The organism is Sulfurimonas sp. HSL3-1 (assembly GCF_039645995.1).
In the GTDB taxonomy this organism is placed as follows: domain Bacteria; phylum Campylobacterota; class Campylobacteria; order Campylobacterales; family Sulfurimonadaceae; genus Thiomicrolovo; species Thiomicrolovo diazotrophicus.
Genome location: NZ_CP147920.1, coordinates 934,548 through 960,515, shown reverse-complemented (window position 1 = coordinate 960,515; position 25,968 = coordinate 934,548). Strand labels below are relative to the sequence as shown.

The window sequence follows — 25,968 nt, the reverse complement described above, 5'->3', positions numbered from 1 at the left end:
TTACCCCAAAAGATGGCGGTGTTCGACCATCGTGCAGTGGTTCTGAACAACTTTCATCCCCGCCTGCTCCGCTTTTTCGGCGGCCGCGTTGTTGACGATCCCCTTTTGGGCCCAGAAGAACTTCACATCACCGCGCGCGATGCAGGCGTCCGCGACGGCATCCAGTGCTGCCGGCTTGCGGAAGATATCGACCATATCGACCGGAAAGGGGATCTCGGCCAGGGAGCGGTAGACCTTTTCGCCGAGGATCTCCTCCTCTTTGGGGTAGACAGGAACGATCTTATAGCCCGCCTCTTTGAGGTATTTCGCTACACGGTGGCTGTCCTTGCTCTCATCGGGGGAGAGCCCGAGAACGGCGATCGTCTTGGTCGCTTCGAACATCGCCTTGATCTCATCGTTATTGGCGTTTACCGTCGGGAATTCGCACTCCATATCGTTCCTTTTTTTCGGGAATTATAACACTTTCTCCTGCCCCTTCGGTAAAAGCCCCCTTCCCCGCCGTACGGCACGATTCACTCCGTCTTTTCCGCCTCTTCCGATGCATCCGATTTTTTCTTCTTGGCGAACCCCGCCCCTTTCTTTGTTTTGGCCTTCAGTTCCAACGCCTCCACCACGGATGCATACGCCATCCCGCTTTTTTTCATCTCGGCGAAACAGGCGGCGATGACGGCGATCGTATTGGGTACTTCGCCCTTCTTCTTGTACGACTGCAGGTTCTTTTCGCTCACTTTGATCAGCTTGCTGAATTTCGGCAGCGTGATCTCCGCGTCCAGCAGCAGTTTTTTGAACTCTATAAACGTCATCTTGCGTCCTTTCGATCCCGAATGATAATGTTTCCTTTCGCTATGCTCTATTGACATGATAATATAAAAAATGTATGATGGTAATAATTTATTACTAAATTTAGTAATAAAAACAATCCAAAGGGAGAAAAAAATGGCAAAGGTCCTGAAGAAAAAAGCGGTAGCGAAAGTGGCGAAAAAAGCGGCCAAGAAAGCCGTGGCGAAAAAAGTGCTGAAGAAGAAGGCAATGAAAAAAGTCGCAAAAAAAGTGACAAAGATCGTCCTGAAGGATAAACCGGCAAAGATGAAAGTCGCCAAGAAAGCGGCCAAAAAAGCGGTCAAGAAAGCGGCCTGACACCCCTCCGCCGCAACAAAGCGGCGGCATCACCCCAACGGCCCATCGACGCACGGAGCGCGCAGACGGTTCGCGCTCTGCCGACAGAGGCCTTCCCCTCTTTTCCCTACGAAAGTACCCGTCCTAGTCCAGGTAATCCGTTTTAAAACTTTTGAGCGCACGCGTCCAGAGGTCGAAAGAGTCTTCGACGTTGCGCGACGTCACGCCGTAATCCAGGTTGACGTCCATCTCCAGGCACGGGTCACCCTCTTCGTCGAGATAGGCCTTTCCGAAACGTGTATCCCGGTTCCACCGGTTAATCGTCTCCATCGTCATCTTCGCTTCGCTCCACCCTACGGTAAATTGAATGCTTTTGCACGCCGAACCGTCATCCTCGCACCCGTAAAAGTAGATGCCGTACTTTGTCCCGTCAATGCGCCCGATAATGTAGGGGGCACCGTTACTGCTCGTTTTAAGCGTCGCGCTGCCGAACCCCTTTGCCATGCTTTCGATCGCCTTTGCCCCCTCTGCCCAGAGCAGATCCTCAGCGTGCAGCAGTTGGATGTTTGGCATGAACACACAGGCGGTAAGGAGTGACAAAGCCACTGTTTCGTTCCGTTTCATTTGCGTTCCCTTTGTCGTCCGGATACGCAGCATTGTACTCTTATGAGCTTAAAGCAAATGAAACACAATAAATTTTATAAAAACATAAATAAACATTGTATCAATATTAATGGGCAGGGATCAGTACTGTTTCTCCTGGCCGAGGCGGTAGAGGGCGAAGTCATACTTTACGGGGTCATCCGGATCAAAACGTTTGAGGCTCTCCGTCAACTCCGCGACGGCCTGCAAGTCGTAGCTCTTTCGTTGCAGAAGTCCCAGCCGGCGCGACACGTTAAACGTATGGGTATCGAGGGGCATCAGCAGATCGGAGGTGCCGACACCCTGCCAGAGCCCAAAATCGATGGCGTCGCTGCGGACCATCCAGCGCAGGAACATCAGCCACCGCTTCATCGGCGCGCCCCCTTTGTACTTGGTCACTTCACGGCCGACGAGAAAGCGGTATCCGCGGCTCTCATAACCGTTGAGCGCCTGCATCTTCGCTATCACGGCATTCACGCCGTCAATCACGGAACGATTGGGACGGTACGCCTCCGTGAACAGCGCTTCGATATCGCCTTCGAGCTTCAGACGCCGCAGGGTGATAAAGAATTCGATGATGTCCGTCCGATTCTGGAAACGGTAGTATTGCCCTTCGAATGCCCTGCGGATAGCGCTCTCCTCCGCATCCAGCAGCCTGAAATCGAGACCGTCGAGGAAACGGACGATCAGATCGGCGCGCCCGTAAGCGAACAGCGCGCATACGAGCGCGCTGTAGGGCTCCTGGTAACGCTGTGCGACGAGAATGGGATCGGGACGTTCATAGGAGATCTCCTGCGCATGGTTGCGCTGCCCCATCTCCGCATCCAAAAGTGTTTTTAGATCATATTCGTTCATTGGAAAAGAAAAAAGCGCGGTTTACCTGCGCGCGAGCCTGCTGCTGAAGCATGTAGCGAAGCGGAATTTCGCAGCTCCGCAAGGACAAACTAAGTGTTAACGTAGGCATAGGAGCTTTGCCCCTATGCCGTTAAAATTTAAACGACTCGCCAAGGTAGTGCCGCCGGACATCTTCGTTGACCATGATCTCGGCGCTTGTGCCCGACGCGAGGAGCGTACCGCTCTTGATGACGTAGGCGCGATCGCAGACGTCGAGGGTCTCGCGGACGTTATGGTCGGTGATCAGCACGCCGATGTCGTGCTTGACCAGCTGCTCGACGACCTTCTGGATATCAAGGACCGCCAGCGGGTCGACGCCGGCAAAGGGTTCGTCGAGCAATAAGAAGCGGGGACGGGCAACGAGGGCGCGGGCGATCTCGGCGCGGCGGCGCTCCCCGCCCGAGAGGCTGATCCCCTTGCGGTAGCGGATCGGTTCGATGTTGAAGATATCGAGCATCTCGTCGATACGCTCGCGCTGCTCCTTCTTGCTCTTGATCACCGCCTGCGCCGCGACCATCAGGTTCTCCTCGACGGTGAGGTCTTTGAAGATGGAGGCTTCCTGCGGCAGGTAGCCTATCCCCGCTCGGGCCCGGGCGTGCATCGGATAGCTCGAGATGTTTTTCTCGTCGATGAAGACTTCGCCGCCCGTCGCTTCGACAAGGCCGCAGATCATATAGAAGGTCGTGGTTTTGCCCGCCCCGTTGGGACCGAGCAGGCCGACGACCTCGCCGGTGTTGACCTCCAAAGAGACTCCGCGGACGATTTCCGTCTGTTTGATCGTCTTGACCAACTCCTGGGCGCTCAGTTTATGCATGGTACACCTTGTAACAGCGTGCGTCGGGAGCGCACTTTTCGATTTCAATGACGACGGCGGGAATCTCCGCTATCTTCAGCATCTCTATGAGAGTTTCATCCCCCCATTCGATGAAATGGTATCCCGGCTTTTCCAGCTCTTCAAGAAGCCCCAGGGCGAGAAAATGCTCGATACCGTGGTTATAGATGTCGTAGTGGAACATCTGGTCGCCGTAGCACTGCTGCAGCGAAAAGGTCGGCGAGGTGACCGGTTCGTCGATATTGAGATGGCGTGCCGCGGCCTGGGTCAGCGTCGTCTTGCCGCTGGCGAGGTCGCCCTGCAGGACCACGACGCCGCCCCGGGGCAGCGCATCCATCATGGCGCCGACCACCCGGTCCAGATCCTCCCGGCCGCATTTGAGCTGTCTCACAGTTTTGACGAGACCTCGATGATCTGCGCCAGCTTGGCCTTGGCCCGGCCTCCCAGCAGCGCCTCGTCGGCCATCTCGAGCCCCTCCTGGATATCCCGTGCCTTTCCGTCGACGATAAAGGCATTGGCCGCGTTGATCCGCACGATATCGCGCTGCGCTTCCGTCGCACGGTTTTCGAAGATGTTCTGCAAAATCGTGGCATTCGCAACGGCATCGCCCCCGACAATTGCTTCAAGGGGCTGGCGCGGAATGCCGTAGAGGGCGGGATCGATCTCGTATTCGGTGATCCCTTTATCATCGACACGGGCCGCGTAGGTGATGTCGGAGATGCTGATCTCGTCCATCCGTTCCTTTGAACTGACGACGATCGCCGATGTCACGTCGTTGATCTTCAGCGCTTCCGCAATTTTCGGCACGAAGCTTTTATCGAAGACGCCGAGCATAATCTTCCTGACGCCGGCGGGATTGGTCAGCGGGCCCAAGACGTTGAAGATCGTCTTTTCGGGGATGCTTTTGCGTACCGGCATGATGAACTTCATCGCCGGGTGGTGATTCTGGGCGAACATGAAGGTAAAGCCCGTCTCCTCGAGCAGACGCGCGGTCTGTTCGATGCCAAGATCGAGCCTGACCCCCAGGGCTTCGAACATATCGGCACTGCCCGATTTCGAGGTGACGGAGCGGCTGCCGTGCTTGGCAACGTAGGAACCCATCGAGGCGCAGAGGATCGCTACGGTCGAGGAGATATTGAAACTGCCGATCTTATCACCACCCGTGCCGACGATGTCGATCAACTCCGGACGCAGCGCTTCGTCCACGGGCAGCGCAACGGCATTGGCGCGCATCACGGATGCCGCGGCGGCCAGCGCCTCGACCGGCATCGTTTCATCCAGTTTCATCGAGAGCAGGAAGTCGCGCATCTGCGCATCGTCCATCTCATGCCGGAAAAGGCGTTCAAACGCGGCTTGGGCTTCGCTGTAGGTCAATTCAGTTCCTTTACGTATTCGCTTTGCATCGATTTGGGTGTGGATTTCGTCGTCGGGATCTGCAGCACTTCGTAGCGCTTCTCCCCCTTGAGGTAGGCAATGGCGATGATGTCCCCCACCGCGACGTTTTTGCTCGCCTTGACACTCTGGCCGTTGATGCTGACGACCCCGTTTGCGAGCATATCCTGCGCCACGGTGCGGCGCTTCGTGATATTGACCGCATTCAGAAATTTATCTATTCTCATGCGGTAATTGTAGGGAATGATTACTAAATCCGCCGTTACGGCAGGTACTTTCTCGCCTCTTTCAATACATCATGCAGGTGGCGGTCGAAATCGCTTTTGAGCGCGAGCAGTTTACTGTTCTCCAGGTTACGCGACAGGCCGACATTGAGGGCCTCGCTGACCTGTACCATGTGGGTCGCGCCGATATTGGCGCTGACGCCTTTGATATCGTGCGCCAGTTTCTTGGCGGCATCGAAGTTCCCCGTCTTGATAAAGACTTCCAGCGTCTGGTCCGCACTGGCGTACAGCGTGACGTACTCCTCGAGGATCTCGCCGTAAAGCTCCGCATCGCCGCTGGCGCGCATCAGACCGTCCTTGGCCGCGAGTACTTCCGTATTGGCGAAGGTGGTCCCCTTCAGCGGCGACGTTGCCGTGCGGGCCGGCGTCTTGGCGGCCGGAGCGACCGCCTTGACAAAGCGGCTGAACACTGTATAGAGCCGCCCGACCTGCACCGGCTTGGTCAGATGCGCGTTCATCCCGAGCGCGTACATCTTCGCGATCTCCTCGGGCAGTCCCAGACCGGTCAGCGAGACGATCGGCATATCGTCGTACTGCGCGTCCGAACGGATGTGGCGCGTCGCTTCGTAGCCGTCCATGACCGGCATGTTAATATCCATCAGCACGAGGTCGAAACGGTTTTTCGGGTCCTGCACCGCTTCAAGGGCTTCGACGCCGTCGCTGGCCATGGTGACCCGGATGCCGCTGCCGTTGAAGAGGCTCAGCAGCACCTTCTGGTTGATCAGGTTGTCTTCGACAATCAGTACCGACGCCCCCGCAAAGGCACTGAAGCTCTGCTTCGTGATATTCGGCGTTTCCGGGACATCCTCATAGTGCTGCTCGGTGATCGCTTTGGGCGACGTGTGCCGCGGCGTCACGCCCTCGGTATCGACCTCTTTGATACTGTCTTCGAACAGGTCAACGATCAGGTCGTAGATACGCTGAAGGTTCAGCGGCTTCATGATGCGTGCATCAATCAGGGATTTGAGTCCCGAGACGTCGTGGGGCTCGTTCATCATGCTTCCCGCCAGAACGACCTTGTTGTCCGTTTCGCTCTTGACCCGCTTTATCAGGGCCTGGACGTCCGGCGTAAAGGCGTCTTCGGCGATGATAACGACCTCGCTCTCAAAGAGAATATCACTCTTGTTTCTGATCGCCCCCAGCGATCGGACACTGACGTCGTTTTTAAAGTACTCCAGCATCTTTTTGAGCGCATCCGCCGCCGTCGGCTGCACCTCGACGATCACGAAACTGTGTCCCGTGAAGGCCTTGGCCGGGAGACGGTAGTGGCGTTTTTCGTTGACGTCCGGCACTTCCAGCGGGATCGTCAGAATGAAATCGCTCCCTTTGCTTATGACGCTTTTGATCTCGATGGCACCGCCCATCATCCCAATCAGCGCACGGGAGATGTAGAGCCCCAGGCCCGTCTCTTTGAGATCGTTGGCTGAGGAGAAGGGTTCGAAGATATCATTGAAACGTTTCGGATCAATACCGATGCCCGTGTCGGAGATGATAAACTCCAGCATCACCTTCCCGCCCTTGTCCGGCAGACGCCGGATATGGAGCTTCACCTCCCCGGCTTCGGTGAACTTCATAGCGTTGCTCATCAGGTTGGTAAGCACCTGCCCCAGGCGCAGCGAATCCCCGATGAACTTGGCCGGTACGCCCTTCTCGATGTCGAAGATGAATTCGACCCCGCGGCCCCGTGCACGGCTACTGACCGTACCTGCCATCTCGTCGAGAACGTTGTTGATATTGAACAGTTCATGCCGCAGCTTGACCTTGTCGGACTTGAGGTTCAGGAAGTCGATCAGGTCATTCGTGATGTCCAGGAGCAGTTCATCGGAATGCTTGATCTTCTCCAGTTCACGGCTCTGTTCCGGGTCGAGCTGCGTCTGAAGGATCTTCTCGCTGCTGGTGTTGATCTCCTTGGCCGGCTGCCGGATCTTCTCGCCGACGTTGACCATGATATCTTCTTGGTGCTCGAGCATCTGCTCGAGCTCTTCGTGCTCTTTTTTGAGTACGCGGCTTATTTTTGACAGCTTCTGCTTCTGATAGAGGGCGAAAAGGATCAGCAGCAGCAAGAGCGCTCCGAGGATCACCAGCGCAATCAGGATCTTTTCGGACGGGATCCCTTTCGAAGGCCTGTCGACATAGATGGTTTTGACCTCCGGTGCGGCAGGGATATAGACTGTTTTGATCTCCGGTTCGGCGGGAACATAGATCGTTTTCACCTCTACCTTCGGCTCGGGTTCGGCTGCAGGCACTTCATCGCCGCGGTGGGTATAGACATAGGCGTCCGGGAAAGAACGCTGTACCTTTTCCAGCACCCTGGAGACGACCTCGCTGTCGCGGAGCGGCTCGACACTGGTGATGTAGTGACGCCCCGACCGTCGACTGACAACCTCGAAATGCTCTTTGGCCTGTGCTTCGGCGATGGCGGGATCTTCGGCAAATTTCCGCTTCAGGGTATGGACATAGATGTCCATCTCCGCTTTGCTGTTGCCCGCGGCAACCACAATATTCATATAGGGTTCCGCCGCCATCAATGCCAATGACGCCATGGCGACAAGCGCGGTTATGATCAGTTTATAATATTGCATCCGCCACCCCCTAACGGATTTTGTATTTCGACTGTTCGATGAACTGATCGAGGGACGAAATCGTCTGTTTGAGAATAAATCCGATGGCATTCGTCAATGCCTCTATCTCCTCCGCATTCCGCTCCCGGCACGCCGCCTCAAGCAGATCGGCGAGGCAGGCGAGTTTATACACACCGAGTTCGGCAAGGGACTGCTTCATCTTGACGCAGTACTCCGCCGCCTCCCCGAGCTGCCCCTGCCCGATCATCCCCATGATCACGCGGTCGGCCTTGACATACTTCCAGATCGCCTCTTTGAGTTTTTCGACAAAGGCCGTATAGTCATTGCCGCAGTGGGCCAATCCGTCCGCCGCCACAAAAAACTGGTGGGCAGATTTGCAATAGACGCTGCGCTCATTCTGCTCGCCGGCCATGACCGTCCCGTTGAGGAAGGCCTCCACCGCTGAAACGGCTTTCGCTTTTGCCGTATCGGCTGCCGGAGCGACCTCTTCCGGAACGTGCGGCTCGGGGCGCGCCTCTTCCTTGACGGCCTCCTCGACGGCAGGTGTTTCCGGCGCCGCGGCCTCCGGCTCCTCTGGAGCCGTGCTCAGCGCATCGGAGTAGAGCGCCACCAGCATCTCGAAGACGAACTGCTGGGTGAAGGGCTTATAGATGAGCCAGTCGACGTACTCGAGGGCGCGCTCCTCGACCTCCTGGTGGTTGATCATACTTTCGATCATCACGATCTTCGGGCATGCGTCCCCCAGCTTCTGGATATCCGCATAGAGTTCGTCGCTCCAGTATTCGGAGGAGACCATGACGATATCGTACGACTCCATGAAGGCCAGGTCCGCCACATTGCCGACGCTCACGTCGTGACGGAAGTATTCCAGCATCGGCACCACGGCCTTCGCACTGCCGATATCGTTGTCGACGACCAGGGTCTTGCGCCCGACGCCTTCTTTATTCGGCAGACGGTAGTGGCGTTTTTCCTTGAGGTTTTCGGCGGAAAGGAGCAGATGGAAATTGACTCGCGTCCCTTTCTTCGGCCGGCTGCTCAGACGGATGCTGCCCTGCATCGCGTGCACGATGTCACGGGCGCGCTGCAGCCCGCTGCCGCGGATCTCAAACGCCGCGGCCGGGGTGTCGCTGGTCAGCATCGGCATCAGGTTCTCTTCGACGATCGTCTCGTCCATCCCGACCCCGTAATCGATCACCTCGAAATGGAGCTCCAGCGCCTCGTCATTGCTTTCGTTCCGGCTGATCTGGACGACGACATCTTCGCGCTTATCGGTAAAATCGATCGCATTCCCGATGATGTCGCTCAGTAGACGGGAAAGCTTGTAGCGGTCTCCGATGACCGCGGAAGGGACATTCTTTTTCATCCGGTAAACGATGGAGATGCGCTTCTCCTGCGCATCAAGGGAGAGGATATTCGCGACATCGCGCAACGTATCGTTGAGGTTGAACGGGGCGTCTTGCAATTCGACCGCCTCGACCGGGACAACTTCCGGCCTCGAGGGCTCTTTTTTCTTAAATAGCTTTCCAAACAGTGCCAATTGTCTGCTCCTTTAACTGGCGAAACCGCTCCTGAACTGCTGTTTTTTAACGACGATCTCTTTTTGCTTCTCTTTGCGGCGCGTATCTTTTTCGACAAAGATCTTTTTCCGGGTCTCCGGATCCATCTCCGTATAATACATCACCGATGACCACGTCCCCGGCGTCGGCGTAAACACCTGCGCCTGTTCCGGATTCATCTTGAGCTCTTCGGACGTGAAGCGCTTCAGCTCATGCATGTCCGCTTCCGTACAGCCCGGGTGTGCTGCAATAAGATAGTACGTCAAAAACTGCTTTTTTCCCTCATCTGCGTTTAGTTTATCATAAAGCTTTTTAAAATCGATCAGCGTCTGCTTGCCCGGCTTGCCCATCAGGTCGAGAACGTGCTGCTGTGTGTGCTCCGGTGCCACCTTCATCTGCCCGGAAATATGGTGGCGTACCAGCTCTTTCAGGTAGTCGTAGCCGTGTTGTTTGTCCTCGTTGATCAGGTCGTAGCGGATGCCCGAAGCGACAAAGGCCTTCTTGATCCCCGGCACAGCCCGCACCTGGCGCAGCAGGTTGATGTTGCGCGAATGGTCCACCTTCATGGAGGAGCAGAGGTGGCGCGAATCGACGCAGCGCTGGTGGTCACAGGTGCCGAGTTTGAGCTTTTTGTTACACTCGTAGCCGTACATGTTCGCCGTCGGCCCCCCGACGTCGGAGATGATCCCCTTGAAATCATTGTACGCGGTAAAGGCCTTTGCCTCGCCGACGATGGAGGCCTCCGAGCGGGTACGGATGGTGCGCCCCTGGTGCACGCCGATGGCGCAGAAGTTGCATTCGCCCCAGCACCCCTGGTGGGTCATGATGGAGAATTTGATCGTCTCCAGGCACTTCACCTCACCCTCTTGCCTGTGATAGGGGTGCAGCTCCCGCGTAAAGGGCATGGCGGAGAGGCCGTCCATCTCCGGCTCGCTGAGGTAGTCGCAGGGCGGATTCTGGATCAGGTAGCGGCCGTCGACCTCCTCGCAGAGCCCCTTGGCGGAGATGGGGTCGTTGTTGTCGTAGAAGTACTGGAACATATCGATGTAGCGCTCCTTCTCCTTCAGACACTCGGCGTGGGAAGGGAGCTGAATGTAATCGGGCTCCGGCGTTTTGGAGATATGACAGACCCCGCGTACCGTCGTCGGACTTTCGCCCTTTTCCAGAGCATGCGTCAGGTCCAGCAGGGCGATCTCCCCCATCCCGTAAATGAGATAGTCCGCCTTGGCGTCAAAGAGGATCGGTTTGCGCAGCTTGTTGCTCCAGTAGTCGTAGTGGGTGATGCGGCGCAGGCTCGCTTCGATTCCGCCCAGAACGATCGGTGCCGTATGTTTGAAATGGCGGCGGATCAGGTTCGTATAGACCAGGGTCGCGCGGTCGGGACGCTTGTTGTTTTTGCCGCCGGGAGTATAGTCGTCGCTGTTGCGGAACTTCTTCGTCGCCGTATAGTTGGAGACCATCGAGTCGACGCTTCCGCCGCTCACCCCCCAGAAGAGCCGGGGCTCCCCGAGGCGGCTGATCTCTTCGGCGCTCTCGATGTCCGGCTGGCCGATGATGCCGACACGGTACCCTTCGCGCTCAAGAATGCGCCCCACCATCGCCACGCCGATAAAGGGCGAATCAATATAGGCGTCCCCGCTGACGAGGATGACATCAAGCTGTTCCCAGCCGCGGCGCTGCATCTCTTCGGGGGTCGTGACAAGAAAATCTTTGGCGGTAAAACCGTTATCTTTGACGGGTTTGCGGCGACTCAGGGCATCTCCTTCGCAGCGGTAGCGCTCAGTGCGCTCCTTCAAGCATATTAAGGTTAGAATAATATCACAAGAAGTACACAGAGGGGTGGAAATGGAACTGAGCGACGAGATCATCGAACATATGATGGCGCCGAAAAACTACGGCAAACTGGATGACCCGGGCGGGGTCGGCATAGGCTACGACGAACGAAGCGGCGAGTATGTCATCCTGTACCTGGGCAAGGACACCGCTGGGGTCAACGAGATCGCCTTTGCGACCAACGGCTGTCAGGACACGGTCGTGCTCGGTTCCGTCTTTACCGAAATGGTCAAAGGCGCGGGCATCGACGAAGCCACCGCGATCATGCACAAGATGGAGGAGAAGGTCGCCGACGCCCCCGAAAAGCAGCGGGCCTGCTCGGAGCTCGTTCTGACGGCGTTCAACGCCGCCCTGCAGAACCTGTCACACCGGTCTCAGGGCGGGGAGGAGGAGCTGCACCGGCTCCCCATTGCCAGCAGCTGCGCCACGGAGGAGACGAAGTGACAGCGGACGTTTTCGGGCATAAACACGCCCTCTGGCTTAAAATCCTCTTTACCTCCTTCATGCTCGAAGACGAGGCGGTCAAGTCCGAGCTCTACGACCATGCCCAGATCGCCTTCCGGCATCTGCGCTGGATCGCGCGCGCCCTGGCGGAAAAGGGAACCGCATACACCTACGACCGCGACGTCGACCTTGGTCGACCCGCCGACACGTTTGAAGCGTTGAAAGCCCTCACTGGGGCCGTCGAGGCGACCATGGCCCTCTACCCGGCTTCAGTGCTCTCGTCACGCATGGTTACCGACGACGAATACCTCATCGCAAGACTGGAGGCCCTGCAGGAACGTCCCGACACCAACGCCCCCGTGACCGCCTTCGACCGCCACCGCACCCTGCCGGGCAAATCCCTCGACCAGCCCCAGACCGACGCGCTGACCCTCTTTTTGTTCGAGGAGTCCTACAAAGAGTACGAGCTGATCCTCATCTACGCCTATATGCAGAACGAAAGCGGCAACCTGCTCGAGCGCGACATCTACCAGGACCTGATCGACGAGTCGCAGTTCCACCTGAAGTCCTTCGGGAACATGATGGCGCAGATGGGGATCCTCGCCCTGCCCCGTCCCCTGGATGAACGGACCTACAAGATCGACGATCTCGATGCCTTTATCCGCAACGGCATCGCCGAGGAGGAGAATGCCAAAGAACAGTGCCGCTCCCTCGCCGAAGCGGTCAGGGATGAGGAGCTCTCCGCCTTTTTCGACTTTATCAACTTCCAGGAGAGCTACCACATCGAACTGATGAAAAAACTGTTGGCTCAGGTATCGCCGAAATAGAGCTCCAGCCAGAACTGGCAGACGTAATTCGGCTGCCAGTCGTACTGCATGTCGTAGTCGATGCGGGGGATGATCTCGTAAAAGATCCATCGCCGCGCAAACGCCTGTTTCCAGCCGAGACCGATGCTGTACCTGTAGATGCCCGGGGTCATTTCGACTGTGGTGACGTTCGTGTCGGCGCTCTGGGGGTTGTCAACCACCGTCCGCCCCGACGCCGACACAAAAGTACGGAATCCCGCCCTGAAGCCGAGACTGTTAAAATAGGAGAGCGACGTCATGTACGCCATGCCCTCTCTTTCCGTCTCGGTTGAGCGCTGCAGCTGCAGACGCACCAGCTCCTCTTTGGAGATACGACGGTCGAAATAGAGGTCGGTCTCTTCGTAAAACAGTCTCTTGACGGAGTAATCCACATACTGTACCGGCCGGATCAGCCAGTCATAGAAGTTCATGCGGTATTCGATGCGCCCCTGCGTGAAGGGATTGGTCAAGCCCCGGAAACCGGCGGAAACGCTCGCTTTGACGTCCCGCAGAAAATCCGGCAGGAAATAGCGCGCCCCCACCCCCGTCGTTTCGTTGATCTGGCCGTTTTCGGAGATGACATCCTTGTCCTTGTCCGCCAGCGGGTCACCGACAAAGATCTGCAGCTGCTCCTGGGTATGGGGCAGTTTCATCGCGAAGCGGATGTTGTTGAGAAACTTCCACCCCTCCTCCTTGTTGTACTCGGCCCCGCCGCGCAGGATCAGATAGCTCCTTTCTCCCTTGTACAAATAGGTGTCGTCATGGAAGAGCTCGTCAAAGTAGTCTGAGAGCCCTTCACTGGCATTGCCGTCCCGGGGAACCCTTCGGCGTTTTTTTTTCGTTTCGCGCCCGCCCCAGCTGGACAACTTCTGATCGGCATTGGCCGAAAAGACATGCACCTTCTGCGTCACATCCGCATGAAATGCGTCGATATACTCCATGCTGCTCTCGAACCACCCCTGTTCCTCCAGCAGATACATCTTCCAGTCCGTCACGTTGAGCGCGCGATGCACATTAACCTCATTCACCAGTGCGCTGCAGTTGCATTCGGGAACGGGACCGTCAAAGACGGAGGGAAAGGCGGGCGGTTCCACCTGTGCCGACAGGGACACCGCTAAGAGGAAGAGAAAAAAAAGGTAAACGGGCCCCGGCTTTTTCATGCCTAGAGTATAACATTACAGCGCCGTTTTCACGAACGGATATTTTAAAGCGCTTTAAATACCAGCAGCATCTTGTCGTTCGTATCGTAGAGCGAGATATTCTTGTAGTGGGTCAGTTTGAGGTTCGGGACGTTTCGGAACCGTTTGAGGGGGTGGAACCACTGCACGATCTCCGACTGCTCCTTGGCGTAGCACTCCGGCGACGTTTTCGTAAAGAGGGTGAACTGCGTATGCAGCTCTTCGGCTTCGAAATAGGCGTCGACGGCCAGGAAGTGCTCCTCGTCCTCGTTCGTCATCGTCCCTTCCGCGACATCCGTGAAGCCGTGAAGGGTATTGATGTCGGCGATGAAGACCCCGCCCGGGTTGAGCCGCTGCGCCACGCACTGAAGGAAAACGAAAAGCCCGTCCTTGTCGAGGAAATTGAGCACATCGAAAACGGCAACGGCGGCGTCGTAGCTCCCTTCGACTTCGCAGATCCCCTTGCGCGACACATCAAGCCCTTTGGCCGCGGCGGCCTCCACCATCACTTCGCTCTGGTCGATGCCCGTGCATGCCAGGCCCATCTCCTGCGCTTTCTGCATCAAAGCACCGCGGCCGCAGCCGATATCAAGCAGCGATTTTGCCGGGTAGTTTTGCAGGGTATTCAGGTAAAGATCGTGCAGCCGTTCGGTCGACTCCTCTATGCCGAGGAGGTGTTCGGCCTTCGCGTAGAGGTCAAGACTCACTGACGACCTTGTTGATCTTTTCGTAGATGTCGAGGATCTCCGCTTTTTTCTCAAAGTAGCTGTTTTTGTTGGCGATCAGGTGCGTCGTCGACTCCATGATCTCCTCGACGACCTCCAGGCCGTTCTGTTTCATCGTCGTTCCCGTCTCGACGATATCGACGATCATATCCGCCAGCCCGACCAGCGGGGCGAGTTCGATGGAGCCGTAGAGCTTGATGACGTCGGCGGCGACGGCGCGCTCGGCGAAGTAGCGTTTAGTGATGTTGACCATCTTCGTCGCGACCTTGATCTCCGGCTTGGTGAGGTCGAGCTTCTCGCCCTGCTTCATCCCGATAGCGACGCGGCAGTAGCCGCGGCCAAGGTCCAGCAGGCGAATCACGTCGAGCCCCTGTTCTTCGAGGGTATCAAGCCCCACGACGCCGATATCGGCCGCCTGGTGGTAGACATAAGTCGCCACGTCCTGGTTGCGTACCAGCAGAAAACGGAAGTTCGGCGTATCGAGAATCAGCTTGCGGTCGTCGAAAGCGAACGTCTCTCCGAAAATCGTCTCGAAAATCTCGAGGGTCTCTTTGGCGATTCTGCCCTTCGGCAGCGCGACGGTCAACATAGTCCAGCCTTTTGAATGATCTTTTTCATGCCCGAGAACAGCAGCAGCGGCTCATAGTTCGGCGTGCTGAACAGCGGCATGAGCAGAGATGCGTCCCCGCCGGTGAGGTAGACCGGCAGGCCGTAACCGGACACCTCTTTGGCCAAAAGGCCCAGGGCACCGTAACTGATCGCATCCCGCGTATTTTTCGGCATTTTATCCAATTGCATATCAAAATTGAATGAGCTGTCCAGGCGCGGAGAGATGCGGTGGTAGGTCTCCGCGAGCGCCGACACCCCCGGGTAGATGAATCCCCCCTGAAAACGCCCGCCGCGCACAACGTCGACCGTGATAGCGCTGCCGGCATCGACAATGACCCCCTCTTCCACCGCTTCACAGGCTGCAACACGGTCGATGCCCATCGTCGCATAGTAGTCATGCCAATTGATACAGGGGCGCAGGTCGGTCCAGTTCTCCAGCATCTCCAAACGGGACTGGAGCGAGGCATTGACGTTGATGTAGTAGACGGGGAGCGTCACGCCGGCGGGATCGAATGCAGCGGCATCTTCCCGGTAATCACGCCCCTGCGTATCGTCGTAGAAGTGGAAAGAGGTGTTGCCGATATCACATAAAAGCATTGTTAGATTCCACCTTAACTTAATGGGGCGAATAAAGCGCCAAGGGCGCAAGGGCCCGCTGCCGATTTAGCGTAGCGTAATTCCGCAGGGCGTTTAGCCCGAGGACAACACGAACACAGTGTCAACGTAGTTGCAGGGGCTTTGCTCCTGCAGCGTAGCATTAAATAAGTTTCCAGCCTTGTTGTCTAAAGGCGGCTTCGGCCTTGGAACAGAGCGGCGCGTCGATCATCAGGACCCGGTGTTTGAACGCGTGGTCCGCGTACAGTTCCAGCTTGCGCAGGATGACGTCGAGTTTCTCCACGTCTTTCATCACGACCCGGCTCTTCTGGGCGACGACGAAGATCGCCGTGTAATACCCCTGGCGGTCCGTCGCACTGAAGAGACGGATACGGTTGCGGATCCCCAGTGCCTTCGGCTGGACCTCATCAAGGTTTTTGTAGATCAGTCCTTTGGCATTGAGGCGGTCGATGATGGGTTTGAACATGGTGCGTGTCTCTTCGTAGTGGAGCATTTTCATAGTGCAATTATAGCGCACGAATCGATGCCGGGCAGTGTCACTCCCCTGAAGATCCCTGCGGCAACGGTTCGAAGACCACGCGGTTGCGACCCTGCGCCTTGGCGCGGTAGAGCATCCTGTCCGCTGCGGCGAGCAGCGTCTCGACCTTTTCTCCAGGTCCCGGAAGCGAGGAAACACCGCCGATGCTTGTCGTCACCCGTCGTTTTCCGGCGTCGAACGCAAGCCCGAGCGCCTCGATTTCCCTGCGAATCGACGCGGCAGTCTCCTGGTGTATTTCCATGTCGTTCCCACCTAAAACGACGGCAAATTCGTCCCCGCCCAAACGCGCCGCCAGGTCGTCCGCTCTGCGGGTATGTTCATGCAGTACTTCGGCCACTTTGACCAGACAGTCATCTCCCGCAGGATGGCCGAGCGCATCATTGAACGATTTGAAATTATCCAGATCCAATTCCAGCAAGGTCACGGAAGCGCCGTTCCGTGCACCCCGCTGGAGCGCTTCCTGAACGAATTCGTTAAAGTGCCGGCGGTTCGCCAGGCCCGTCAACGGGTCATGCCGGGAGAGGAAGGCCGCGTGTTCCTCCGCCAGGTGCCGCTGCGTAATGTCGTGATGCGTGATGACGAAGATCGCGTTTCCACTTCCTTCCAGTGGCTTGACGTGCATCATGAACCAGCGCTTCTTCTCCGGACTGTGGCAGGGGTACTCATACCTGAAATCGGCCCGCTCTCCCTGAAGGACATCCAGGATGCCCGCCGAGACCTCAACGGCCAGGGCATCGCCGGAAAGAACCGACGCCTCCACAACCTGAAGATAGTTACTTCCGACGCAAGCAAACGTTTCGATGATCCCGTTTGCCGCTCCGAAAGCCTTCCAGGCGGCATTAACGTCGATAATCGTTCCGCTGCGGTCGATGACCGCGATCTGCTCATCAATGGAGTTGAAAACCTGCGTATGCAACCGTGCAGCGTCGACCATCATTCACTCCCTTCCCCTGACAGGGGCATGCTGGCGCAATTGCCGGTCATGCCATCGGCGCAGCATCAGGAGCGCGGCGAGGGCGCCGAACAGGGCGTACCCCATATCCGACTGCGTATCCCAGACATACCCCTGTGTCCCCAAGAACGCCTCTGCGGCCTCCTCGCTGAGCAGCGCGACCCACCATTCGATGAGCTCGTAAAAGGCGCTGAGCCCCAGGCAGAAGCTGACGATGAAAAAGAAGCGCCACCCCTCCCCGCGGATCACATCCAGGCGGATCGTCACTTCCCGCGCGATCAGCGCCGGTACGAACCCCTGGGCAAAATGGCCGACCTTGTCGTAGTTGTTGCGGCTGCTCTCAAGCAACCCGTCGAAAAACGGCACTTCGGCATAGGTGTAGTGGCCGCCGATCATTAATATGATGCTGTGGAGCAGGATCAGCCAGTAGAGCAGCGGCGTCAGGGGGAAACGGCGGTAGGTCACGGCCAGGACGACAAAACCGATGACCGCGGGGGCGACTTCGAGCACCCAGGTCAGGCGGTCTTTCGGTGCGATTCCGGACCAGAGCAGAGTCCCGGCAAAGATCACGGTCCACGCAAGGAGCGCGCCGCGTCCCATGCTAGCGGCCGTAGTACGCCATCAGTGACGCCTTTGCAATGGCATGGGCGTTGAGCATGTACCCCACCAGCGCCGGCATTGCCGAGACGTCCAGGTCGAGGGCCGCGACATCGAGGGCGTAAACGGTGAAGACATAGCGGTGCGGACGGTCACCGACCGGAGGGCAGGCTCCGCCGAAGCCCGCCTGTCCGAAGCTCGTCATGCTCTGTACGGCTGCTTTGGGCATCAGGCCTTTGGCACCGTTCCCGGCACCGGAAGGCAGAGCGGTCACCGTTGCGGGCAGGTTGAAGACGACCCAGTGCCACCAGCCGCTGCCCGTCGGCGCATCCGGATCATACACGGTCACGGCAAAACTCTTCGTCTCCTTGGGCGCGTTCGCCCACTGCAGCGCCGGCGAAACGTTTTCACCGCTGCACCCGAAGCCGTTAAAGACCTCCTTCATGGTCAGCTGTCCCTGAAGATCGCTGCTTGTCAGCGTAAAATTTCCGGCATGCAGCCATGCGGCGGCAACCAGCAGAACACTCATCACTGCTTTCATGATGACTCCTTTGAGCGTAAATCGAACGTCACCCATTATACACTACTAAAACGGACCCTCTGCCCCGCTCAGCCGAGGTAGGAACGGACCGTGTCAAAGAAGCGCTGGTGATCCCCGCACATCACCGATTTGCGCGAAAAATCCACGCCCTCCCCGCCGAGGCGGTTCGCAACGAAGCCCCCGCCGCAGACCTCGTAGTGTCCGCAGGCGACGCACTCCGGCGGCAGCGTTTCGCGCAGATCGGCGCAGCGGCGGATGACCGGATCCTGCGCAGCCGTCTCCAGCCCGTGCTCGCGGACGTTGAAGTCCGTCCGTACCGCGCCGTCGGCAAAGTAGCGCAGGTAGTCATGGCGTTCATACTGCCCGTCGCTGTTGACGATGACGCTGTTGAGCCTTTCGCCCCCGACACCATCGCCGTGGTGTGAAGAGCCCAGCATGCGCTTGATCGCGTCGCGGAAGATGCGGATATCAATCGAAGGGTCGTCCGCCTCGGCCCACAACCGGAAAAGCTCGGCGTACCACGCCCCGTAATCCCGATTCGGCGGCGCGTCGTAGTTGTAGTGGATGGGCCAAAGTACGCTCACCCGCTTTTTCGGCAGCGTCTTGATCCAGGCTAAATAGTCCGCGGGCGGGATGTCGGGGTCCGCCACGCTCAGGACCCCGCCGAAAAAGGGGAGCAGCCCGTCTGATTCCAGCCGTTTCAGGTTCTCCGCGACCCGCGCGTAGCTGCCGCCGCCTCCTTTTGTCACGCGGCGCCGGTCGTTATAGGCTGCCGGCCCGTCCAGGCTTACCCCGATGGAACCGCCCGCTGCCGCGATCCGTTTGAGCAGCGCCGCATCGTAGTCGTAGAGATTCGTCTGCAGGCCGATGCCCAGCCGCTTCGTCTCCCGCCGCAGCGCACCGGCTGCTGCCAGAAAAGGGGTCATGGAGGCTTCCGGCCACAACGAGGGTTCACCGCCGTGCAGGACCAGGCGTATGCGCCGCTCGGGATGCTCTCCGAGATAATCGGCGATACGATCAAGCGCCTTCAGGCCTGTCTCGAGGGGCATGAACTTCGGGACACGCGTGTAGGTCTTGTCTTCGGAATTGAACATATAACAGTAGGTGCAGTCGAGATTGCACGTTTCGGTCAGTTTTAGAATTACGGAAGCGATCATAAAAGCATCCGCCGCCGCGGGAGAGCAGCGGCAGCATTGACGAACGTCAGGCGCCCGGCGTCATCTCAACGGCGACATCCAGACCTGCGTCAATATCGAGGTCGAAGGGGTTCAGCCCGTCCATATTGGCAGATTTGATCTCGGCAACGATGTTCTTCATGATCTTTTTCTGCATTGTTTCGGCACTGATAGCTCCCTCCGGGAGACCTTCGATTTTGACTTGCACTTTCTGAGACATTACGACCCTCTTGCATTTGAATTTCGGAACCGGGTAGACAGAACGTATTCCCGATAATTTTCCGCAAGGGATAATGCATATTTCTTTCCAAAAATTATTCACTCCTATTGTGCGGGAGGCGGCGGCGGGAATGTCGCGTAGGGGGGATGCGGTTCCGCACTCGGCGGAACGTATGCCGGGGCCTCGCTTCCGGCCGCCCCCAGATGCCGTACATAGCGGTAAAAAGCCCGTAAATCCCGCTCTTTCATCTGGTTAAGGTTGAACCAGGGCATGGGGGGACGCGCTTTGAGGTTTTTTGCGAACGCCACCCACTTATCCTCCGTCATCTGGCTCAGCCGGTTGCGCAGGTTCGTCGGGTAGGTCGTCCCCCAGGAACCGCGCCATCCAAATGCACTCCCCGTCAGCCAGAGCTTCTCGGGGACGTTCCCCTCGCGCATCAGATAATTCGGCGTATGGCAGTCGTTGCACCCCATCATCACCGCGACGTAACGCCCCTGTTCCAACATGTCGGTCTTCTCCGATGCCACAAGGGCGAGCCCTGTCAGCAGCAGAGCAGCACAGCAGACCGCGCCCCGAAAGCTTCCGTTTTTTATCCACTTCATCACGTCTCCTTCATGCAAAAGCTCTCTTTCATTTTATGCCCAGCGTTCTTAGGAAATCACATATTTTTGATATTAGAATTTATGATTAAAACATGCCGATCTTTCCCGGAGTGCTATAATGCCCCGAAAAAGGTTTTTGCGATGCGTTCACTCCTTTTCTCCCTGCTGCTGTTTTGCCTCGGTGCCGCCGCCGAAGCGGTACCGCCCGACTTCGTCGATCTCAAAGCAGCCGTTCCCTCCCTCCGCATCGAGGCGCGCTATTTCGGCAGCAACAACTTTGTCGGTCGGCCCGTTGACGGCTACGAAGCGCCGCGCTGCTACCTGACACGTCCGGCGGCGGCGGCGTTGAAGCAGGCGGAAGCCGCCCTCGCGCCCTTCGGACTCGGCCTCAAGGTCTTCGATGCCTACCGTCCCCAGCGCGCCGTCGATCATTTCGTACGCTGGGCGAAGGATCTCGACGATACGAAGATGAAGGCTGCCTACTACCCCCGTGTCGACAAAAGCGTGCTCTTCAAAGCGGGGTATATTGCGGCGCGGTCGGGGCACTCGCGCGGCAGCACGGTCGACCTGACACTGGTCGACCGGGAAAGCGGTCAGGAGCTGGACATGGGAACGGGCTTCGATTTCTTCGGACCCGAGTCGTGGCCCGACAGTATGGCGGTCACGGCGCAGCAGCGCGCGAACCGTCTGCTGTTGCAGCGCATCATGACGCGCGCCGGTTTCCGGCCGTTGCGGGAGGAGTGGTGGCACTTTACGCTGGAAAGCGAGCCCTATCCCGACCGCTATTTCGATTTCCCCGTCCGTTGAGACATCCGCGGGGGGTCGGCTTGACCTTTAGCCGTTGCTGTAGGGGTGGTAGCGCTGTACGGTCTCTTTGAGGTTCTGCTTCTGCACATGGGTATAGACCTGCGTCGTCAGCAGCGAGGCGTGCCCCAGCAGCTCCTGGACGACCCGCAGGTCCGCTCCGCCGATGATCAGCGCCGTCGCGTAGGAGTGGCGCAGGACATGCGGAGAGATCCCGAGGTATTTTTGGGTGATCTTGTACGCGGAGACGCGGCTAAGCACCCGCCCCCGGTGGTTCAGCCAGAGCTGGTTGCGCTCAAAGGGCACCGCGTCGAGATAGCGCTCGATCATACGCCGTGCAGCCTCGGCGACGGGGACGAGACGCTCTTTCTCCCCCTTGCCGTGCCGTACCCGAAGCCACTCCCCCTCGAAATCGCTCCGCTCGACGGCGAGCGCTTCGCTGATGCGCACCCCCGTCGCATAGAGGAACATGATCAGCGCCCGGTCCCGGAGGTCGGTCCATTTTTCCGTCCCGATCGCTGACACACCCCGTTCGATCGCATCGAAACTGAGGAACTTCGGCAGCAGTTTGGGAATCTTGGCGAGGGCGAAGCGTTCCGACTCCGCCGTAAAGCGGCGCGAATGACAAAAGGCGAAAAAGGCGTTGAGCGAGGAGAGTTTGCGGTTGAGGGTGCGTTTGTTCGCGATCCCGCCGAGCAGTTTCAGCACGTCGGCGGTCTCCAAGGAGAGCAGCGGACGCTCTGCCGCACGCTCGAGCTGTTCGAGGTCCGAGCGGTACGCCTCGACCGTCCGCTTGCTCAGGGCCTTTGTAACGGTGATGTATTCGATAAAGGCTTCGAGCGGACCGGACACGCCGCGCTACTCTTCGACGGTAATGATCTTGTCGCGCACGTAGAAGGCTTTCTCCCCGGTAAAGTTGATCCCGTCGTCCAGGGCGATATTGTAGACCTCCGTCTGCGTCATCGCTTTATCCATGACGATCAGGTAGCCCTCTTTCTCGAGCAGGTAGAGCTTCTCTTTGCCCACGATCATCCCGAGAAAATGCGCAAAAGGGAACTTCTGCTTGGCCACCGGCTGCAGTGCCGGGGTGAGGTGGAGCACTTCCCCCTCTTTCGTTGCCGCCCAGATCCCCGAGGCATCGAAGACGACGTCGCGGAGGTCGAGCTTCTCACGCCGCTCTTTGTCACTCAGGCTGAAAAGACGGTTCGGGGTAGCCGCCACCATCGTGTCACCGATGACTTTGAAATAGAAGACGTTGTCGAAATAGGTTTCTGTGCTGACCACCGTCGAGCGCAGAAGCTCCTTCTCCTCGTAGTTGACGACGACCAGGCGGCCGTCAAGCGTCGGGAAAACGACAAGGTTCCCGAGGAAGTAGGGATTGGAGATGCGGACATCCACTGCCGTCGCCGGCGTTCCCGGCAGCTTGTAGTAGCTCTTGCCCGTGGAGAGGCGGTAGATCCCGATATCGTTGCTGGAAAAGAGTACGGCGAGGTAGTCCCCCTCCACCGCGGCGGCGGCGACCGTCTTTTCCAGTGCCAGCCGTTTCGTTTCATTCGTCTCACTGCGCCGCAGCGTCACGTTCCCGTCTATTCCCGTCGAGAGGAACCATCCGCCGCTCTGGCCGAGGAAACGCTCCCCGTCGGGGATCTTGAAGCCGCTGACGCCGCTTTTTTCGACGACCATGCCTTGGCGTCCCACGGCGCCCTGCGCCCCTTTGGAGACCAGGTAGACCCCGGTGCGCTGACAGGTCGGCCAGGTCGGGATCTGCTCCACCTTCGGACGTTCGCCGACAATGGCTTCTGCCGAATGGTTCGGTGTTTTGCAGACCGGCCAGTCGTTGACGGTCTGCTCCGGCGTATAGTACTCTTTGTTGCTGCAGCCCGAAAAGGCCAGCAGTGCGCCGACGAGGAAGAGAGAAGCCTGCTTGATCATTTCACGCCGTAGTGCGAAAGCGCTTCCGCCAGTGGTGCGAGCGGGGACTGCTCCCCGATCATCTGCAGACGGCGGTGCGCCTCATCCGTTTTGCCCTCCTGCATCAGGAGCACGGCTTCGTCGATCAGGGCCATCTCTTTGTAAACACCGCCCTGGCGGTAGCTGTAGCTGCCCAGCGCTTTGGCGTCTTTGGCGATCGCCGCTGCTTCGTAGCTGCTGACGTCGGCAACTTCGGACGCCGGGGACGACGTCAGCGCCTGGAGGACTTTGACGTCGCCGCTTTTGATCGCCACGGACATTTTCCATGCGTCAAAAAGCTGCGGCGCGTTCGCCTTGAGCGTCTCTTTTGCCGCCGCATTGGTCGGGTCGGACTGCAGGGTCAGGTAGGCGGCATTTGCCGCGTCGCGTTTGGAAGCGTCATAGGCGTCATACGCCGCCGTGCCGACGACGGCGAGGGCCACCGCCGCTACCGCCGCGATCAGCGGTTTCTTGTACTTTTTGACGAACCGTTCGGTCTTGACTGCCTGTTCGAAGAACTGTTCCTCCGTGCTCAGCTCTTCCTTAACCATCGAGATATTCTCTTTGAGACTCACCCGTACTCCTCTGATACACCGCCTACAGGGGCGTTTCCGTAAGATGCTGCAAGTGTAGCTTAAATAGGGTAAAAATGTGGTAACGGGCATGTAAACACCCCTATTCAGTGGAAAGCTTGTGAATATTGTGATAAGATTTTCCTATGCTCTTAATGAAAAAACCGTGCCGGGGCGTGCTGGCGTGTTTACATTGATTAAGATCGTATGGTGTATAATTCATCCTCATAATTTTTATAACTTTTTTGTAACATTCGCAACAACACAAGGAGAGAGCAATCATGAAACTGGCGACCCTGCTCTGCGCAACGGCACTCAGCCTCGGCGCTGCGACGGCCCAAAACGGCGCCCTGGCCCTGGACGAGGCCATCGACCTGCTGAAGGCCCAAAACCTCGAGATCAAAGCGGCAACCTATGACGTGCAGAGTGCGCGTGAACGTGCTTCACAGGCCGGGGGGCAGCACTGGGGCTCTCTGGATTTTATCCAGAACATCTCCCGCTCCGATGATGCGGGCAATGTCTTCGGCTTCAAACTGACCGGCCGCGAAGCGAATTTCGGCGATTTCGGCGCTGCAGAGTTCATGGCCAATTCCGCCGCCTGTCAGGGCGGCGACCTGACGGCCTGCGATGCCCTCTATACCCAGCCGCCGGAAGCGCTGAACTACCCAGGCGACCGCAACTTCTTCCAGAGCAAACTGCAGTACACCCTGCCCCTTTATGTCGGCGGCAAGATCAGCGCTTATGTCGAAGCGGCCGAGGGGATGGAACGCCTCAAACGCCTCGACAGAACAAAACTGCTCAATGAAAAGATCTACGAGACCCGCAAGGCCTACTACGACATGCGCCTGCTTGATGAGGCGCTCTCGAACCTGAAAACGATCTACGACAACATCGGCACCCTCGAAGCGATGACGCAGTCAATGATCCAGGAGGGGTATGCCAAACAGACGGACCTGCTTGAAGTCCAGGCGAAAAAGTCCAACGTGGCGCGCTCCATCCACCAGATGGAAGCGAACGAAAAGCTGCTCTACCACTACCTCAGCTTCCTCCTCGACCAGCCCGTCAGCACCATTGCCCTTCCCGATTCCGACGTCCCGTTGCCGCCGCTAGAGACGGCGGACGTCATCGCCGCCAACATCGACGTTCAGCGGGCCAAAACGGGTCTGCAGATCCGCGAAAGCATGCAGGACGTCGCCCTTTCTGACTACCTGCCGATGGTCGGCTTCCAGGCCGATGTCCAGACCGCCGCCGACAGTTTCGAGCATTATGCCGCCGACAAAGGCTCTTACACCGTCGGCGTCCAGCTCAAGTGGAACCTCTTCGCCGGCGGCAGCGACTACGCCGCATACGAAGAGGCCCGCATCGAGACCCTCAAGACCAAGACGCAGATCGACCTGGCGAAAAAAGGGATCGCGCTGCAGGTCGACAAGATCCATACCGAGATCAAATCGCTTGACTACGAAATCGACGCCCTCTCCAAAGAGCTGGCCCTCGCCAAGGAGATCTACACCAGCTACGAGGCGCGCTACCGCGAGCAGCTCGCTTCCATGAGCGACGTCGTTATCAAACAGTCCCAGCAGCTTGAGAAGGTCCTTGCCCTGCTGGAAGTCAAAAACAAACGGACCGAACGGGTGTTCGCCCTTGAAAAACTTGCCAACGGAGTCACACAATGAAAAAACTGCTTCTCTCTTTTATGCTAGCCGCGGCCGCGCTCGCCGCCGACGGCCTCACCGTCGCCGGGAGCGTCATCTCGGATAACCAGAAGATGATCACCAGCCGCTACATGGGCTTTGTCACCGAGGTCGGCGCCTCCGAGGGCGAACGCGTCAAAAAGGGGCAGCTGCTCTACCGTATCGACTCCAAAGAGGTCGACAGCGCCAAAGCGCGGGTCGAACTGGGCATCTCCCAGGCCGAACTCGCCCTGCAGATGAACCAGAACCAGCTGAGCAACGTCCGGCTCAACCTGGCCCGCTACAAACGCCTGCTGGAGAAAAACATGGTCAGCCAGTACGAGGTCGAGAACCTCGAACTGGCCGCCAAGAACATGGAAGACATGGTCGACATCAGCAAAAAGCAGGTCGCGCAGGCGAAGGCACAGCTCTCCGAAGTCTACAACCAGTACAACTACCTCCGCATCAAAGCGCCCAACGACGGCGTCATCATCGCCAAGAACATCAAAGTCGGCGAGATGGCGATGCCGGGGATGCCCGCTTTCGTCCTGGCGGACCTCAGCGACCTCAAGATCGCCATCGAGGTTGCTGAGAGCGACCTTTCCAAAGTCCCCTACGGTACCAAGGTCGCCGTCGAGGTTCCCTCTGTCGGGCTGCTGACGACGGGCACCGTCAGCGCCATCATCCCGAGTTCCAACCCGATGACGCACACCTTCCGCGTCAAGGTCGCCTTCAAAACGAGCTCAAAGGCCCCGATCTACCCGGGCATGTACGCCACGGTCACGATCCCGTAAGGAGCG

The 25,968-nt window shown here is 58.0% G+C and carries 31 protein-coding genes; 6 read left to right on the top strand and 25 right to left on the bottom strand.

Annotated elements, in window-relative coordinates:
- Positions 1–432, bottom strand: a complete 432-nt coding sequence (locus WCY31_RS04950; protein WP_345973423.1) for a CoA-binding protein — start codon at positions 430–432, stop codon at positions 1–3.
- Positions 433–512: 80 nt separating this feature from the next.
- Positions 513–803, bottom strand: a complete 291-nt coding sequence (locus WCY31_RS04945) for a hypothetical protein (protein ID WP_345971177.1) — start codon at positions 801–803, stop codon at positions 513–515.
- A 133-nt stretch (positions 804–936) separates the two neighbouring features.
- On the opposite strand from WCY31_RS04945, the gene WCY31_RS04940 reads away from it, so the two are divergent.
- On the top strand, positions 937–1,137 hold the full coding sequence (locus tag WCY31_RS04940) for a hypothetical protein (RefSeq protein WP_345971175.1): 201 nt from the start codon (positions 937–939) through the stop codon (positions 1,135–1,137).
- Between the two features lie 123 nt (positions 1,138–1,260).
- Here the strand turns inward: WCY31_RS04940 and WCY31_RS04935 are convergent, their stop codons facing one another.
- The 9 genes from WCY31_RS04935 to WCY31_RS04895 all read right to left on the bottom strand — a co-directional run bounded on the left by WCY31_RS04935 (position 1,261) and on the right by WCY31_RS04895 (position 10,980).
- Complete coding sequence (locus WCY31_RS04935) at positions 1,261–1,722, bottom strand: YbjN domain-containing protein (RefSeq protein WP_345973421.1); 462 nt, start codon at positions 1,720–1,722, stop codon at positions 1,261–1,263.
- Between the two features lie 138 nt (positions 1,723–1,860).
- Positions 1,861–2,586: a TIGR02757 family protein gene (locus WCY31_RS04930; RefSeq protein WP_345973419.1), complete on the bottom strand. Its 726-nt coding sequence runs from the start codon at positions 2,584–2,586 to the stop codon at positions 1,861–1,863.
- Positions 2,587–2,743: 157 nt separating this feature from the next.
- Positions 2,744–3,466: an LPS export ABC transporter ATP-binding protein gene (gene lptB, locus WCY31_RS04925; protein ID WP_345973417.1), complete on the bottom strand. Its 723-nt coding sequence runs from the start codon at positions 3,464–3,466 to the stop codon at positions 2,744–2,746.
- Positions 3,459–3,875 (bottom strand): tRNA (adenosine(37)-N6)-threonylcarbamoyltransferase complex ATPase subunit type 1 TsaE, encoded by a 417-nt coding sequence (gene tsaE / locus WCY31_RS04920; protein ID WP_345973415.1) that lies wholly within the window; start codon positions 3,873–3,875, stop codon positions 3,459–3,461. Before tsaE ends, lptB begins: the two co-directional genes overlap by 8 nt.
- A complete protein-coding gene (trpD, locus tag WCY31_RS04915) occupies positions 3,872–4,858 on the bottom strand; it encodes an anthranilate phosphoribosyltransferase (protein WP_345973413.1) in 987 nt (328 codons plus the stop codon). The genes tsaE and trpD overlap by 4 nt, the downstream gene beginning before the upstream one ends.
- Positions 4,855–5,103: an RNA-binding S4 domain-containing protein gene (locus WCY31_RS04910; protein WP_345971162.1), complete on the bottom strand. Its 249-nt coding sequence runs from the start codon at positions 5,101–5,103 to the stop codon at positions 4,855–4,857. Before WCY31_RS04910 ends, trpD begins: the two co-directional genes overlap by 4 nt.
- A gap of 35 nt (positions 5,104–5,138) precedes the next feature.
- Positions 5,139–7,742 (bottom strand): ATP-binding protein, encoded by a 2,604-nt coding sequence (locus WCY31_RS04905; RefSeq protein WP_345973412.1) that lies wholly within the window; start codon positions 7,740–7,742, stop codon positions 5,139–5,141.
- A gap of 10 nt (positions 7,743–7,752) precedes the next feature.
- Positions 7,753–9,279 (bottom strand): sensor histidine kinase, encoded by a 1,527-nt coding sequence (locus WCY31_RS04900; protein ID WP_345971158.1) that lies wholly within the window; start codon positions 9,277–9,279, stop codon positions 7,753–7,755.
- 12 nt (positions 9,280–9,291) lie between these two features.
- On the bottom strand, positions 9,292–10,980 hold the full coding sequence (locus WCY31_RS04895; protein ID WP_428837501.1) for a YgiQ family radical SAM protein: 1,689 nt from the start codon (positions 10,978–10,980) through the stop codon (positions 9,292–9,294).
- A 163-nt stretch (positions 10,981–11,143) separates the two neighbouring features.
- Here WCY31_RS04895 and WCY31_RS04890 point away from each other — a divergent pair, with 163 nt between their 5' ends.
- Both WCY31_RS04890 and WCY31_RS04885 read left to right on the top strand, forming a co-directional pair.
- A complete protein-coding gene (locus tag WCY31_RS04890) occupies positions 11,144–11,575 on the top strand; it encodes an iron-sulfur cluster assembly scaffold protein (RefSeq protein WP_345971156.1) in 432 nt (143 codons plus the stop codon).
- Positions 11,572–12,402 (top strand): iron-binding protein, encoded by an 831-nt coding sequence (locus tag WCY31_RS04885; protein WP_345973411.1) that lies wholly within the window; start codon positions 11,572–11,574, stop codon positions 12,400–12,402. The genes WCY31_RS04890 and WCY31_RS04885 overlap by 4 nt, the downstream gene beginning before the upstream one ends.
- Here WCY31_RS04885 and WCY31_RS04880 read toward each other — a convergent pair.
- From WCY31_RS04880 to WCY31_RS04830, 11 genes are all read right to left on the bottom strand, one after another.
- On the bottom strand, positions 12,384–13,580 hold the full coding sequence (locus tag WCY31_RS04880; protein WP_345973410.1) for a hypothetical protein: 1,197 nt from the start codon (positions 13,578–13,580) through the stop codon (positions 12,384–12,386). The two genes, WCY31_RS04885 and WCY31_RS04880, sit on opposite strands and share 19 nt — an antisense overlap.
- Positions 13,581–13,624: 44 nt before the next feature.
- Positions 13,625–14,305, bottom strand: a complete 681-nt coding sequence (locus tag WCY31_RS04875; RefSeq protein ID WP_345973408.1) for a class I SAM-dependent methyltransferase — start codon at positions 14,303–14,305, stop codon at positions 13,625–13,627.
- A complete protein-coding gene (hisG, locus tag WCY31_RS04870) occupies positions 14,295–14,912 on the bottom strand; it encodes an ATP phosphoribosyltransferase (protein WP_231020948.1) in 618 nt (205 codons plus the stop codon). The genes WCY31_RS04875 and hisG overlap by 11 nt, the downstream gene beginning before the upstream one ends.
- Positions 14,906–15,529: a type III pantothenate kinase gene (locus tag WCY31_RS04865; RefSeq protein WP_345973407.1), complete on the bottom strand. Its 624-nt coding sequence runs from the start codon at positions 15,527–15,529 to the stop codon at positions 14,906–14,908. Before WCY31_RS04865 ends, hisG begins: the two co-directional genes overlap by 7 nt.
- 160 nt (positions 15,530–15,689) lie before the next feature.
- Positions 15,690–16,046 (bottom strand): hypothetical protein, encoded by a 357-nt coding sequence (locus WCY31_RS04860; RefSeq protein WP_345973405.1) that lies wholly within the window; start codon positions 16,044–16,046, stop codon positions 15,690–15,692.
- A 37-nt stretch (positions 16,047–16,083) separates the two neighbouring features.
- Positions 16,084–17,022, bottom strand: coding sequence for a sensor domain-containing diguanylate cyclase (locus tag WCY31_RS04855; protein WP_345973403.1), 939 nt, complete (start codon positions 17,020–17,022; stop codon positions 16,084–16,086).
- Positions 17,023–17,637: a DUF2238 domain-containing protein gene (locus WCY31_RS04850; protein ID WP_345973402.1), complete on the bottom strand. Its 615-nt coding sequence runs from the start codon at positions 17,635–17,637 to the stop codon at positions 17,023–17,025.
- 1 nt (position 17,638) lies between these two features.
- The gene (locus tag WCY31_RS04845; RefSeq protein WP_345973401.1) at positions 17,639–18,175 is read right to left on the bottom strand and encodes a YbhB/YbcL family Raf kinase inhibitor-like protein; all 537 of its coding nucleotides are present in this window, start codon (positions 18,173–18,175) and stop codon (positions 17,639–17,641) included.
- A gap of 68 nt (positions 18,176–18,243) precedes the next feature.
- On the bottom strand, positions 18,244–19,332 hold the full coding sequence (locus WCY31_RS04840) for a radical SAM protein (RefSeq protein WP_345973400.1): 1,089 nt from the start codon (positions 19,330–19,332) through the stop codon (positions 18,244–18,246).
- 46 nt (positions 19,333–19,378) lie between these two features.
- Complete coding sequence (locus WCY31_RS04835) at positions 19,379–19,570, bottom strand: hypothetical protein (protein WP_345971140.1); 192 nt, start codon at positions 19,568–19,570, stop codon at positions 19,379–19,381.
- 104 nt (positions 19,571–19,674) lie between these two features.
- The gene (locus WCY31_RS04830; RefSeq protein ID WP_345973399.1) at positions 19,675–20,172 is read right to left on the bottom strand and encodes a hypothetical protein; all 498 of its coding nucleotides are present in this window, start codon (positions 20,170–20,172) and stop codon (positions 19,675–19,677) included.
- Between the two features lie 141 nt (positions 20,173–20,313).
- Here WCY31_RS04830 and WCY31_RS04825 point away from each other — a divergent pair, with 141 nt between their 5' ends.
- Positions 20,314–20,979 (top strand): M15 family metallopeptidase, encoded by a 666-nt coding sequence (locus tag WCY31_RS04825; RefSeq protein ID WP_345973397.1) that lies wholly within the window; start codon positions 20,314–20,316, stop codon positions 20,977–20,979.
- A 27-nt stretch (positions 20,980–21,006) separates the two neighbouring features.
- Here the strand turns inward: WCY31_RS04825 and WCY31_RS04820 are convergent, their stop codons facing one another.
- The 3 genes from WCY31_RS04820 to WCY31_RS04810 are packed head-to-tail and all read right to left on the bottom strand — an operon-like array spanning position 21,007 to position 23,501.
- Positions 21,007–21,828 carry a tyrosine-type recombinase/integrase gene (locus WCY31_RS04820; protein WP_231020938.1) on the bottom strand — a complete coding sequence of 274 codons (822 nt, stop codon included), beginning with the start codon at positions 21,826–21,828 and terminating at the stop codon, positions 21,007–21,009.
- A 6-nt stretch (positions 21,829–21,834) separates the two neighbouring features.
- Positions 21,835–22,908 (bottom strand): hypothetical protein, encoded by a 1,074-nt coding sequence (locus tag WCY31_RS04815; RefSeq protein ID WP_231020937.1) that lies wholly within the window; start codon positions 22,906–22,908, stop codon positions 21,835–21,837.
- Complete coding sequence (locus WCY31_RS04810; protein ID WP_231020936.1) at positions 22,905–23,501, bottom strand: hypothetical protein; 597 nt, start codon at positions 23,499–23,501, stop codon at positions 22,905–22,907. Before WCY31_RS04810 ends, WCY31_RS04815 begins: the two co-directional genes overlap by 4 nt.
- Before the next feature lie 278 nt (positions 23,502–23,779).
- Between WCY31_RS04810 and WCY31_RS04805 the strand changes: the two genes are divergently transcribed.
- Both WCY31_RS04805 and WCY31_RS04800 read left to right on the top strand, forming a co-directional pair.
- Positions 23,780–25,171 carry a TolC family protein gene (locus WCY31_RS04805; RefSeq protein WP_345973396.1) on the top strand — a complete coding sequence of 464 codons (1,392 nt, stop codon included), beginning with the start codon at positions 23,780–23,782 and terminating at the stop codon, positions 25,169–25,171.
- Entirely contained in the window at positions 25,168–25,962 is a 795-nt protein-coding gene (locus tag WCY31_RS04800) for an efflux RND transporter periplasmic adaptor subunit (RefSeq protein WP_231020934.1), read from the top strand. Before WCY31_RS04805 ends, WCY31_RS04800 begins: the two co-directional genes overlap by 4 nt.
- Positions 25,963–25,968: the final 6 nt, after the last annotated feature.